This is a genomic window from Arthrobacter sp. ASL1, assembly GCF_056680475.1.
In genome coordinates this window covers 507,505-519,337 of the sequence record NZ_CM155284.1, presented here as the reverse complement: position 1 = coordinate 519,337, position 11,833 = coordinate 507,505, and the positions used below count along the sequence as shown (strand labels likewise).

Genomic DNA, 11,833 nt, shown 5'->3' with positions numbered 1-11,833 from the left:
AGGCAGGTGACCTGTGGCAGCTGCCCAAGGAGAAGCATCACATGCATATTCTCGATTCCGTCAACGCGGCCTCGCTGCGCAGCGACATCCCCGCCTTCCGCACCGGCGACACCCTCAAGGTGCACGTCAACATCGTTGAAGGCAAGAACTCGCGTGTCCAGGTCTTCCAGGGCTACGTCTTGGGCCGCCAGGGCCACGGTGTCGCCGAGACCTTCACGGTCCGCAAGGTGACCTTCGGCGTCGGCGTGGAGCGCACCTTCCCGGTGCACTCCCCGATCATCGACAAGCTCGAGGTCGTCTCCCGCGGTGACGTGCGTCGCGCCAAGCTGTACTACATGCGTGATCGCCACGGTAAGGCAGCACGCATCAAGGAAAAGCGCGACTTCGGCAACAAGTAGAGCCGGATTGCGCCGGGACGCACCTGTCCCGTCCACGATCGTGACGAGTGAACCGGGCCCGCAGGCCACGCCGAGCGGCCCGGGAAGGCGCCGGTCCCGTTTTCGGGGCTGGCGCCTTGTCGTGGGCGCCCTGCTGCTGGCCGCCGTCGCCGCGATCATCGTGCGCGCGACCCTGGTGGACTTCTACTACATCGGCTCCGACTCCATGCAGCCCACGCTCGAACCCGGCGAGGGCCTGCTGGTCAACCGCACCGCCTACCGCGGCCACGAGATCGCCCGTGGCGACGTCGTCGTCTTCGACGGGCGCGGTTCGCTGCTGCCCTACCAGTCCGCCAACCCGGTCGACACGCTGCTGCGTGCCCTGCGGATCAGCGGCGACGACACGGTGTTCGTCAAACGTGCCGTCGGCATCGGCGGGGACACCATAAGCTGTTGTGATGCGCAGGGTTCGCTGCTGGTCAACGGCGTCCCGCTGGCCGAACCCTACCTGTACCCCGGGGATGCCCCCAGCGAACAGGAGTTCACCGCCGTCGTGCCGGAGGGCAGGATCTGGGTCATGGGCGACCACCGGTCGGTCTCGGCCGACTCCCGCTCCCTGCTCGGCGCCCCCGGCGGCGGCATGATCCCCGTGGACCGTGTCATCGGGCGGGTCGAACGCATCATCTGGCCCGCCGACGCGGCGCGCACCATCGACGGAAAGGCAACCCCGTGAGCGAGCACCACCCGGAACACCGTGCAGGGGACGGCGCGGCGGACCGTGCAGGGCACGACGCCGGTGCCCCCCGGCGCGCCCCGAGGAACCCGGTCTGGGGCTGGGTCCGCGAGTTCCTCATCGTGGTCGGCATCGCGCTGGTGCTCTCCTTCGTCATCAAGACGTTCTTCTTCCGCGCCTTCTACATCCCCTCCGGGTCGATGGAGCAGACGCTGGAGATCAACGACCGGATCTTCGTGAACCTGCTGGTCCCGGGCCCGTTCGACCTGCACCGCGGCGACGTCGTGGTCTTCTCCGACGAGCTCGGCTGGCTCGGCGCCACCGCCCCGGCGCCCACCAACCCCCTCACCGAGGTGCTGACCTTCGTCGGCCTGGTCCCGGACACCGCCGACCAGCACCTGGTCAAGCGGCTGATCGGCCTGCCCGGGGACACCGTGGAATGCTGCGACGCCGACGGCCACCTGATGGTCAACGGCGTCTCCCTCGACGAGCCCTACCTCTACCCGGGCGCCGCGCCGTCGGACGAGTCCTTCAAGGTCACGGTGCCGGCCGGCAAGATGTGGGTCATGGGCGACCACCGCAACGCCTCCGCCGACTCGCGCTTCCACCAGGACATCCAGGGCGGTTTCGTCGACCTGGACTCCGTCGAGGGCAAGGCCGTGCTGCGTGCCTGGCCGCTGGACCGCTTCGGCACGATCTCCGGGCACCACGAGGTCTTCGCCGACGTCCCGGCCGGCACCGGGAAATAGCCATGCCCACCCGCACCGCCACCACGAAACCCGCCACGAAGCCCGCCCGGAAGCTGGTCCCGGCGGCGGCCCTCGCCCCGACCCTGGCCGCCGAGCTGGAACTGGCGGGCGCGCTGGAACTGGCGGGCGAGCTGGGCAATGGCGGACCGTGGCTGGTCGCCGGCTGCGACGAGGTAGGCCGCGGCGCCCTGGCCGGACCGGTGTCCGTGGGCATGGTCGTCATCGACCCCGCCGCCGCGGCGCTGCTGGCCGACGTGCGCGACTCCAAGCTGCTCAAGGCGGCCGTGCGCGAGGAACTGGTCCCCGTCATCCGCGACTGGGCCGCCGCGTACGGCGTCGGGCACGCCACGGCCGCCGAGATCGACGAGCACGGCCTGGTCACCGCCCTGCGGCTGGCCGGCAACCGGGCCTGGGAGGCCGCCGCGGCCACCGCGGCCCCGCACGCGGTGCTGCTGGACGGCAACCTCGACTGGCTCTCGGCCCCCACCCAGGAGGACCTGTTCGCGACCGGAGCACCGCCGTCGTACCCCTTCGACGTCTCCGGCGCCCGGGTGACGACCCGGATCAAGGGGGATCTGACCTGCCTGTCGGTCGCCGCCGCCTCCGTGCTGGCCAAGGTGGAACGCGACGCGCTGATGGCCACCTATGATGAACTGGAACCCCGATACGGCTGGGCGGTCAACAAGGGCTATGGCACGGCGGCCCACCGCCGGGCCATCACCGACCACGGTGCCACCGCCCATCACCGCCGCAGCTGGCGGCTCACGGGCGCGGCGCCGGCCCCGCGCGAAAGGCAGGAACCATGAGTGCCGACGATCTCGAGAACTACGAGACGGACATGGAGCTGCAGCTCTACCGCGAATACCGTGACGTCGTGTCCCTCTTCAGCTACGTCGTGGAGACCGAACGGCGCTTCTACCTCGCCAACGACGTGGACCTGCAGGTGCGCTCGGCCGATGGCGAGGTCTACTTCGACGTCACCCTCAAGGACGCCTGGGTGTGGGACGTCTACCGTTCGGCCCGCTTCGTGAAGAACGTCCGGATCATCACCTTCAAGGACGTCAACGTCGAGGAACTGGCCAAGACCGACGAACTCACCCTCCCCAAGGACGCCGGGCTGGGGGCCTAGGCCCCATGAATGCCGAGCGCACGGATCAGGAGCGCACGACGGCGTTGCCCGGCAATGCACGCTGGTGCGGCTCCGGCAAACCCCCGGCCCGCTGCGTGGTCGTCGACGATACGCTGACCGCCCACGACGCCTACCGCCACGCCACGTCCGGGACCGCCATGCTGTGGTCCGGCGACTACCACAACGCCCGCCAGCTGCTCTCCGCGCTAGGCCGGCGCATCCCCGCACCCGCGGCGGGAACGGCCGCTTCGGGCACGGCTGCCTCGGGCACGGCCGGAGGTGGCGGCCTCGCCGACGTGGCAGCGGATTTCTACCGACACCGCCAGGCCCGCGCCCACCGTTCGCGCATCCTCGCCTCCGTCCTGGTCCCGCTGGCCCCCGGCCCCGTGGTGGATCTGCGCCGCGCACCGGACATCGCCGCCGCCTGGAGGCTCGCCTACGGAGACGTCCACGAGGCCTCCGTGGTGCCGCTGCAGGACCTCCTCGGGGTCCTCGGCGCCGAGCAATGGCGGCTGCGCGGGGTGTTCGTCCCCGCATTGGAGGCCACGATCCACCCGCATTACGGCACGTTCGCCCCGGTGCGCGGCGAGTACCTGGAGCTGGTCGCAGTCGCCCCGTTGCCGGACACCGCCACCGCGTTCGACCTCGGTACCGGCACCGGTGTGCTGGCCGCGATCCTTGCCCGCCGCGGCATCGCCCGCATCGTGGCGACCGATCTCTCGCCGCGGGCCATCGCCTGCGCCGCCGCGAACCTGGAGCGGCTGGGCCTGGCCGGGCCGGTCGAGCTTCAGGAGGCCGACATGTTCCCCGCAGGACGCGCCGGCCTGGTCGTCTGCAACCCGCCGTGGCTGCCCGGCAGTGCCACCACACTGCTGGACCAGGCCGTGTACGACCCGAAATCGCGCATGGTGCGCGCCTTCCTCGCCGGGCTGGCGGACCACCTGGAACCGGGCGGGGAGGGCTGGCTGGTCATCTCCGACCTGGCCGAGCACCTGGGACTGCGCAGCCGCACCGAACTGCTGGGCTGGATCGAGGCCTCCGGGCTGCGCGTCCTGGACCGGCTGGACACCCGGCCCACGCACCGTCGCGCCGCCGACACCGAGGACCCCTTCCACCCGGCCCGCTCCGCCGAGGTCACCTCCCTCTGGCGGCTCGCCGCCGCGTAGGAGCGTCCGAGTGCCATGTCGTCACGGATGGGATCGTCGACGCGGGTGGCTGCCACGACGTGCCGATCAGCAGCATGAGTCAAGTCCGACATTGACTCAGGGCACGAGTGTCCAGCGGGCCGAGACGAAGTCTATAAACGGGGACGAAGCGACTGACTTGATCGCCTGCCCTAGCTGTACTGACCAGCGACGTTGGTTAAGCGGCTGATGGGTGGCTGGTTCCCGATTGCGGTGTGGGGCCTGTGGTGATTATATTCATGGATCCAGGCCGGCAGGGCATAGCGGCGGGCGGTCTCGCTGCCGTAGAACTTGGCGTAGGCCCATCCATCGTTCAGGGTTCTGTGGAAGCGCTCGATCTTGCCGTTGGTCTGGGGCCGGTAGGGCCGGGTCCGCTTGGGTGTGATGCCCAGTGCGGTGCAGGCATCGCGCCAGGCGTATGAGCGGTAGGCCGAGCCATTGTCACTCAAAACGCGCTCCACGGTGACCTCCCTGGCCGCGAACCAGGCCACGGCCCGCTCGAGCACGCCGATTGCCGTGACGGCTTTCTCATCGTCGTGGATCTCGGCGTAGGCGATGCGTGAGTGGTCATCGATCACGGTGTGCACGAACGCGGTGCCCAGTCGTGGATGGCCGCTGGAGGTGCGCTGTCCGGTGCGCTTCGCTGTCGCGCGCGAGTTCTGTTCACCGGCCGCCCGGCCCAGGAACCGGTGTCCACCTCCGTCGGGGATGTTGCCGAACTTGGTGACGTCGACATGGATCATCGCCCCGGGGTGGGGGTGTTCGTAGCGGCGGATCGCTTCGCCGGTGATCCTGTCGATGTAGCGCAGCCGGTTGATGCGGCACCGGAGGAGCACCGCGTGGACGGTCGAGGCGGCCAGGCCGAGCCGGAAGGCGATCTGGACCGGGCCCATGCGCTTGCGCCAGCGCAGGGCCACGATCTTCTTGACCATGGCCTGCGGGGTGCGGTTCGGGCTCGTGCGAGGCCTGCTGGGCCGGTCGGCCATGGCGTTCTTGCCGTGGGCAAGGTAGCGGTCTGCCCAGCGTTTGGCCGTGGGCCAGGAGACCATGTACTGCTTCGCCGCGGTGGCCACGCTCCAGCCGTCGTCGACGATGAGGCGGGCGAGTTTCAGACGTGCTTTTGGGGTCAGTGCTGCATTAGCGTGGGACATGAAGGCCTCCTGTTTGTGAAGCGGTTTCTTAGACAGCTCCACTCCACATCGGGAGGCCTTCGTCATCCCATCAATTCAGATCGTGTCGTCGCACGAATTCAACCAACCTGCCTGGGCAGTACACCTAGCCGACGAACCGGCTGCTCGGTTGTCACGAGGCTTTGACAACGGCTTCGAGGCGCGGCTCGATCGACTCGGCCATCATGTCGATCTCGTGTTCGCTGATCCGATTCCTACGCGGCGTCCCTCCAGCCATACAGCGCTCCCGCGATGTGGCGAATCCTCTCGTGGGCCAGCTCGCTGGTCAGGCTGCAGTTCTCGGCCAGGGCCATGAGGCCTTCGACCTCATCCGGCGGAGCATCGGCCCCCATGATCGAGGTCCAGCGGGAGGTCCGGGGCGCTGGCGGCGAAGGCGCGAACGAGCCCGCGCTGGTGCTGGGATCCGGACATCAGGGGCAGTGCCGGGTCGATGGCCATTCCGTCATCGACGAGGTAGTCGGGGTCGTACCGGAAGGTCGTGGAGATCTGCTGGCGTGTCCGGGTGAAGTGCGCCTGACCAATCAGCTTGGTGTGCGCCGCCGCGTCTACGAAGACCTCGACGGTAGTCATCGGGCGCGCTTCTTCGTCAGACTCCCGGCCCGCAGGCGGCCGATGTCGCTGTTGAGCAGATCAATCGCTTTGACCGCCTGGTCGGGCATGCCGCAGGCGCGGAGCACCTGGGCGACGTCGCCGAAGCTCACGGTCGGTACGCCAGTCTCGATCTTGCAGGGCCGCCGCGCAGCCTAAGGGTTGGAGAAGAATAGGTTGGGGCCGTCCAGTTCGACGTCGTGGGAGTCGCCGACGTCGGTGACGGGCTCTCCGCGGCGAGTAGCGTGGATGGCCTGCATCATGGCCTACTGGGTGCCAGAGGCCGCCCCGGTGGCGTGTGCGCCGCAGCCACCGGTGAGTTCCTTGATTCTTGCAACGCCCCGGTCGCAGGCATATGGCACACCTGGACCAGCATCGCACCGCAAAACCTATGCCTACTGGCCTATGGCGGCTGTGTCCAGTGGGAATTGATGACCGAGGGAACGTACGCTTCATTGCCCGCCAGACGCCGCTCGACTCCCGGGGCGTGTGCGGGTAGCAGGGCGACCGGCTGTTCGCGGGCAAAAATCACTGATCATTCGCAGTTGCTTCAGGCGAGCCTTCGGGTTGTTGGCCACATCGTGGGCCCCTTTCTTAAGGGGTCTGGTCGCAGGTGACGTTGCCGCAGAACAACAGGTCGCCTGGTGGCCGAACACGACCACCGAGGGACCGCTGGGAACTTGTCCCGTGTGGGCACGTTGAGGCCCATATCGCCCCTCCACAGGCTTCTTGAACGGCTCGTTGTCCACCAGGCCGCCGCGCTGTATTCGGGGGAACATCGTCCCCGCTGATGCTGGGGGTGGAGGTGGCAGATGAACCACAATCAGGAACTGGGCCAACGCGGCGAAACGCTGGCGGCAGAATACCTCGGACGCCTTGGCATGCGCGTACTGGCAAGGAACTGGCGGTGCAAGACCGGTGAAATCGACATCGTCGCCGACGACGCCGGCACCATCGTCGCCGTCGAGGTCAAGACCCGCTCGGGCCTCGGGTTCGGGTACCCGGCCGAAGCGGTGGATCCGCGCAAATTGTTGCGGCTGCACCGATTGGCCAGCGCCTGGTGCCGGGAGAACCAGGCGAACCACCGCACACGGCGGGTCGACGTGGTCAGCATCCTCGCAGTTCCCGGCCGGGAGCCTGAGGTCGACTACTTCCAGGCGGTGGTCCCGTGAGCCTGGGGCGGTCCGCCGGTGTGTCGCTGGTGGGCCTGAACGGCCACATGATCGAGGTCGAAGCCGACATCGGCGGCGGATTGCCCTCGTTCCTGCTGCTCGGCCTGCCTGACGCCTCGCTCATCGAGGCGCGCGACCGGATCCGTTCGGCGACCCGCAACACCGGGGTGCCCCTGAGCCCCCGGCGCATCACCGTGAACCTCATCCCCGCGTCCCTGCCCAAGCGCGGCTCCTCGTTCGACCTGGCGATCGTGGTGGCTGCAGCCGCGGCCTCCGGGACCATCGACAACCCGCCCGGCATCGTCTACATCGCCGAGCTGGGTCTCGACGGGTCGCTACGCCCGGTTCCGGGCGTGCTGCCGGCCGTGATGGCAGCGGTACGCGCTGGACGCCCGGAAATCGTGGTGGCCGCCGGAAACGAAGCCGAGGCCCGCCTGGTGCCAGGAGCCCGCATCACCGCCTACCGGCATCTGGCCGAGGTCATGTCCGCCTACGGTGCAGCCGAGGCCATCGTCCCCGCCCGTCCTCCTGCCCCCAGGTGCCCCCGTCGGGGAACCACCACCCAGGAGGCACCGGCGACGGCGGACGTTCCCGACCTGAGCGAAGTGATCGGCCAGCCGTTGGCCCGGTTCGCCGTCGAGGTCGCCGCCGCCGGAGGACACCATCTGTTGCTCGTAGGCCCGCCGGGCGCGGGCAAGACAATGCTGGCCGAACGCTTGCCCGGGCTGCTGCCGGATCTGGATGACGCCGAGGCCATGGAGGCGACGGCCATCCACTCCCTGCAACGCGGCACCGCCGGACTGGACCGGCTGTTGCGCCGCCCACCCTTCGAGAGCCCCCACCACAGTGCCAGCATGGTGGCGCTCATCGGTGGGGGAGCGGGTCCGCCGAGGCCCGGGGCAGCCTCACGGGCACACCGCGGCGTGCTCTTCCTCGATGAGGCACCCGAATTCAATTCCCAGGCGCTCGACGGGTTGCGGCAGCCGCTGGAATCGGGGGAGATCACCCTGCACCGCTCCGCCGGCACCGCTACCTATCCGGCCCGTTTCCAACTCGTGCTCGCGGCCAACCCCTGCCCCTGTGGCCTGTCGACAGGAAAGGCCATTGACTGCCGCTGCACCCCCATGCAGCGACGCCGCTACTTCGATCGACTGTCCGGCCCGTTCCTGGACCGGATCGACCTGCAAATCGAGGTGCCGCGGGTCAACGCCACACATCTGGGCGCCGGCCGGGGCGAGGAGACCACGGCGACGGTGGCGCACCGGGTCGCCGAAGCCCGCCGGGCCCAGCGCGCACGGCTGAAGCCCCTCGGCGTCACCCGTAACGCCGATCTCCCGGGGACGCTTCTCCGCCACGAACTGGCATTGCCGGCGCGGACCACCGCCACTGCCGACCGGCAGCTCGAACGCGGGCTGCTCTCCGTCCGGGGGCTGCACCGGGTACTGCGGTTGGCGTGGACGATCAGCGACCTCGCCGGCCAGGAATGCCCCCAACCGGCAGACATCGACGTCGCCCTGCAACTGCGCCACCACGCCCAAGGAGCTATCGCATGAGACCCGACCCCGACATCCAGTTGGCACGTGCCGGCCTCGCCCGCCTCATGGAGCCCAATGACTTGACCGGCACTGCCCTGGTCGCCGTCGTCGGGCCCGTGGACGCCTACCGCCTGATTGCGCATTCCACCGGCAAGGCACCGGCAACCGAGCAGCAGGCGGTGGCCGACCTGCTCGGGGGAGAGGCCGCGAGCCGGGGCGCCCACCGGCTGGACGCCGGCCTCGAGCGCTGGCGACCGCGCGTGGATGCGGCGGGGCCAGCCCGGGATCTGTCAACGATCCGACGATTCGGCGGCGACCTGCTGGTCCCCGAGGACGCTGCCTGGCCACAACAGTTGGACGATCTGGGGCTTGGGGCACCACTGTGCCTGTGGTGGCGGGGATCGGCCGGTATCGAGCAGCTTCCACCGCCGCAGTCGCTGCTCGCCGTGGTGGGGAGCCGCGACGCCACAGACTACGGACGACATGTGACCTACGAGCTCGTCGCGGACCTCTGCCAGCGCGGAATCACCATCGTCTCCGGAGGCGCCTATGGGATCGACGCCCGCGCCCACGAGGCGGCGCTGAACACCGAACAGGCCACTGGGCGTCCGAGCACCATCGCCATTATGGCCGGGGGACTGGACCGCTTCTACCCGGCAGGCAACGATGCCCTGCTCCGTCGTGTGGAGGCCACCGGTCTCCTCTTGGCGGAGGTGCCGCCCGGCACCGCACCCACGAGGTGGAGATTTCTCCAGCGCAACCGGATGCTGGCCGCTCTGTGCGGGGCCACACTCGTGGTCGAGGCACGATGGCGCTCCGGGGCGCTGACCACCGCGCGCCGGGCCAGTGAGATCGGCCGGGAAGTGGGCGCCGTACCGGGTTCGGTCTTCTCCTCGAATTCCGCTGGATGCCATCGGCTGCTCCGCGAGGGTTCCGCGATCCCAGTCACCGATGCCGCCGAAGCGCTGGATCTGCTCGGTGCCGCCCAGGCCGCACCGGAGACGTCGGCGGTTCCTGGCCGCAAGGATTCCGGGACCGCACGCGACCACGATGGGCTGGACATCCAGGACCTGCTGCTTCTGGACGCGCTTCCCGTGCGGCAGGCCGCCCCGCCCGACAAACTCGCGACAGTCTCGGGTCTGGGCATCGGAGCGGTCCTGGGGGGCCTCAGCCGATTGCAGGCGCGCGGGCTGGCCGAGCAGGATTCTGGCGGGTGGCGGAGGAATCGGCGCGGCTGAGGCGCCGGATCGCACGGCGTGGCGGTCCCACGGAACCGTGCAGACGCGGGAAGCTGGTGGCATGACCGTCACACCCCGCCCACCAGAGTCCCCGCGCGAAGCCGGGGAATCCATGGGGTTGCCGGGGCAGTACATCACCCTGTTGGACGCATTCGAACGCTATTTGACGCTGGAGCGTTCCCGCAGCGAGCACACGGTCAGGGCCTACCTCGCCGACATCTCCTCCCTGCTGGGTTATGCCGCCACCGTCCATCAGGCGGACCGGCTCTCGGACATCGATCTCTCGGTCCTTCGGCTGTGGCTGGGGGAGCAACAGGGACTGGGGAGGGCCCCTTCGACGTTGGCGCGTCACGCTGCCGCCGTGCGGACGTTCATGTCCTGGGCGCTGCGCGAGGAACTCATCGTCATAGATCCGTCACTGCGCCTGCGCTCGCCCAAGAACGCCAAACGGCTGCCCCACGTCCTGCAGGCGTCGCAAATGGATCGTCTGCTCGCTCCAGGGGGCAAGGACAACCAGGAACCGCCGCGCCGCAACCACACGTCCGATGGCAGCCACGAGCCTGACGGCGCCGTGGGGCGCCCGGTGCCGGGGTCCGCGGACGCCGGGGATCCTCCGCCGCCGCAGACGCCGCGCCAGGGGGCGGTCTCCGACCGTAACCGAGCGATCCTGGAGATGCTCTACGCCACCGGAATCCGGGTGGGTGAGCTCGTCGGGTTGGACATCGACGATATCGACCACGATCGGCGGACCCTGCGCGTGTTGGGTAAGGGCGACAAGGAGCGGACCGTGCCTTTCGGCCAGCCAGCCCACCTGGCCCTGGGAGATTGGCTCGGACGAAGCCGCTCCCTATTGGCCACCGACCGATCGGGTCCGGCATTGTTCCTGGGCGAGCGCGGGGCCCGAATGGGCCAACGGCAAGTGCGGACCATGGTCGAAAAGGCGTTGGCCGGGCTTGGGGACACCGCAGCCCGGGGCCCACACGCCCTGAGGCATACGGCAGCAACCCACCTGCTCGATGGCGGGGCGGACCTGCGCGCCGTGCAGGAACTGCTGGGCCACAGCTCGCTGGCGACGACACAGCTCTACACCCACGTGTCAGTCGACCGGCTGCGCAGCAGCTACCAGCAGGCCCATCCACGGGCCTGAAATCCCGTCCTGGGCCGGGACACGGCGGGATCAATGCAGGTCAAGGTGGCGATTCGCCGCCGAATCATGCAGAATGAACACAGGCAGCATGTGAAGACCTCCGAGAGTGACTGTGGTCGTTGGGGAAGACGTACCAACAGGAACTGGAGGATGGCATGTCTGTACCCATGACCCGGGGCGTACTCTTCGTACACTCAGCCCCGACGGCGTTGTGCCCGCACATCGAGTGGGCCATCGGATCCGTGGTCGAAGACCGCACGGATCTGAACTGGGCGCCGCAATCCGCCGCGCCCGGAATGTACCGCGCGGAAGTCCATTGGTCGGCGCCCCAGGGCACCGGCGCACAACTGGCGTCCGCCCTGCGTGGATGGGCCCACCTGCGCTATGAGGTCACCGAGGAGCCGAGCCAGGGCGTCGACGGAAGCCGCTGGTCGCACACCCCCGAACTGGGTATCTTCCACGCCACCACCGACTCCGCCGGAAACATCATGGTGGGGGAGGACCGAATCCGCTTTGCTTACGAGCAGGGCGCCGGCAATCCGGCGGCCGTCTACCACGAGCTCTCCCTGGCACTTGGGGAAGCCTGGGATGAAGAGCTCGAGCCGTTCCGCCACGCCACCGAGGGCGCTCCCGTTCGCTGGTTGCACCAGGTCGGCTGACCCCCGAATAGTTCCCACCCGAGACCGGGAGCAGCGGTGGTCGACCAGTTCCCGACCTCCGGACCATCAAGGAGAATACGATCAGGGGAAATATCCTCCAGTAGATTCCTCTCCCGACCGAATCGACCCACT

15 protein-coding genes are annotated in these 11,833 nt (G+C 68.9%); 11 read left to right on the top strand and 4 right to left on the bottom strand.

The window, feature by feature from the left end; genetic code table 11:
* Window positions 1-41 precede the first annotated feature (41 nt).
* The 6 genes from rplS to AC1MEQ_RS02415 all read left to right on the top strand — a co-directional run bounded on the left by rplS (window position 42) and on the right by AC1MEQ_RS02415 (window position 4,154).
* The gene (gene rplS / locus AC1MEQ_RS02440; protein ID WP_479793635.1) at window positions 42-398 is read left to right on the top strand and encodes a 50S ribosomal protein L19; all 357 of its coding nucleotides are present in this window, start codon (window positions 42-44) and stop codon (window positions 396-398) included.
* Window positions 399-519: 121 nt separating this feature from the next.
* Entirely contained in the window at window positions 520-1,110 is a 591-nt protein-coding gene (gene lepB / locus AC1MEQ_RS02435; protein WP_479793633.1) for a signal peptidase I, read from the top strand.
* On the top strand, window positions 1,107-1,859 hold the full coding sequence (lepB, locus tag AC1MEQ_RS02430; RefSeq protein WP_479793631.1) for a signal peptidase I: 753 nt from the start codon (window positions 1,107-1,109) through the stop codon (window positions 1,857-1,859). Before lepB (AC1MEQ_RS02435) ends, lepB (AC1MEQ_RS02430) begins: the two co-directional genes overlap by 4 nt.
* Window positions 1,860-1,861: 2 nt before the next feature.
* Window positions 1,862-2,665 carry a ribonuclease HII gene (locus AC1MEQ_RS02425; RefSeq protein ID WP_479793630.1) on the top strand — a complete coding sequence of 268 codons (804 nt, stop codon included), beginning with the start codon at window positions 1,862-1,864 and terminating at the stop codon, window positions 2,663-2,665.
* Window positions 2,662-2,988 carry a DUF2469 domain-containing protein gene (locus AC1MEQ_RS02420; protein WP_479793628.1) on the top strand — a complete coding sequence of 109 codons (327 nt, stop codon included), beginning with the start codon at window positions 2,662-2,664 and terminating at the stop codon, window positions 2,986-2,988. The genes AC1MEQ_RS02425 and AC1MEQ_RS02420 overlap by 4 nt, the downstream gene beginning before the upstream one ends.
* 5 nt (window positions 2,989-2,993) lie before the next feature.
* Window positions 2,994-4,154, top strand: a complete 1,161-nt coding sequence (locus AC1MEQ_RS02415) for a methyltransferase (protein ID WP_479793626.1) — start codon at window positions 2,994-2,996, stop codon at window positions 4,152-4,154.
* 170 nt (window positions 4,155-4,324) lie between these two features.
* Here AC1MEQ_RS02415 and AC1MEQ_RS02410 read toward each other — a convergent pair whose 3' ends face one another.
* From AC1MEQ_RS02410 to AC1MEQ_RS02395, 4 genes are all read right to left on the bottom strand, one after another.
* Window positions 4,325-5,323, bottom strand: coding sequence for an IS481 family transposase (locus AC1MEQ_RS02410; RefSeq protein WP_479793624.1), 999 nt, complete (start codon window positions 5,321-5,323; stop codon window positions 4,325-4,327).
* A 233-nt stretch (window positions 5,324-5,556) separates the two neighbouring features.
* On the bottom strand, window positions 5,557-5,694 hold the full coding sequence (locus AC1MEQ_RS02405) for a hypothetical protein (protein ID WP_479793622.1): 138 nt from the start codon (window positions 5,692-5,694) through the stop codon (window positions 5,557-5,559).
* The gene (locus AC1MEQ_RS02400) at window positions 5,669-5,932 is read right to left on the bottom strand and encodes a HipA N-terminal domain-containing protein (protein ID WP_479793620.1); all 264 of its coding nucleotides are present in this window, start codon (window positions 5,930-5,932) and stop codon (window positions 5,669-5,671) included. Before AC1MEQ_RS02400 ends, AC1MEQ_RS02405 begins: the two co-directional genes overlap by 26 nt.
* On the bottom strand, window positions 5,929-6,063 hold the full coding sequence (locus AC1MEQ_RS02395) for a hypothetical protein (protein ID WP_479793619.1): 135 nt from the start codon (window positions 6,061-6,063) through the stop codon (window positions 5,929-5,931). The genes AC1MEQ_RS02400 and AC1MEQ_RS02395 overlap by 4 nt, the downstream gene beginning before the upstream one ends.
* 699 nt (window positions 6,064-6,762) lie before the next feature.
* Between AC1MEQ_RS02395 and AC1MEQ_RS02390 the strand changes: the two genes are divergently transcribed.
* The 5 genes from AC1MEQ_RS02390 (at window position 6,763) to AC1MEQ_RS02370 (ending at window position 11,701) form a co-directional block, all read left to right on the top strand.
* Window positions 6,763-7,122, top strand: a complete 360-nt coding sequence (locus AC1MEQ_RS02390) for a YraN family protein (protein ID WP_479793617.1) — start codon at window positions 6,763-6,765, stop codon at window positions 7,120-7,122.
* Window positions 7,119-8,675 carry a YifB family Mg chelatase-like AAA ATPase gene (locus AC1MEQ_RS02385; RefSeq protein WP_479793615.1) on the top strand — a complete coding sequence of 519 codons (1,557 nt, stop codon included), beginning with the start codon at window positions 7,119-7,121 and terminating at the stop codon, window positions 8,673-8,675. Before AC1MEQ_RS02390 ends, AC1MEQ_RS02385 begins: the two co-directional genes overlap by 4 nt.
* Window positions 8,672-9,895: a DNA-processing protein DprA gene (gene dprA / locus AC1MEQ_RS02380; RefSeq protein WP_479793614.1), complete on the top strand. Its 1,224-nt coding sequence runs from the start codon at window positions 8,672-8,674 to the stop codon at window positions 9,893-9,895. The genes AC1MEQ_RS02385 and dprA overlap by 4 nt, the downstream gene beginning before the upstream one ends.
* A 112-nt stretch (window positions 9,896-10,007) precedes the next feature.
* The gene (locus AC1MEQ_RS02375) at window positions 10,008-11,042 is read left to right on the top strand and encodes a tyrosine-type recombinase/integrase (RefSeq protein WP_479796018.1); all 1,035 of its coding nucleotides are present in this window, start codon (window positions 10,008-10,010) and stop codon (window positions 11,040-11,042) included.
* A 155-nt stretch (window positions 11,043-11,197) separates the two neighbouring features.
* Window positions 11,198-11,701 carry a DUF3145 domain-containing protein gene (locus AC1MEQ_RS02370; protein ID WP_343900658.1) on the top strand — a complete coding sequence of 168 codons (504 nt, stop codon included), beginning with the start codon at window positions 11,198-11,200 and terminating at the stop codon, window positions 11,699-11,701.
* Window positions 11,702-11,833: the final 132 nt, after the last annotated feature.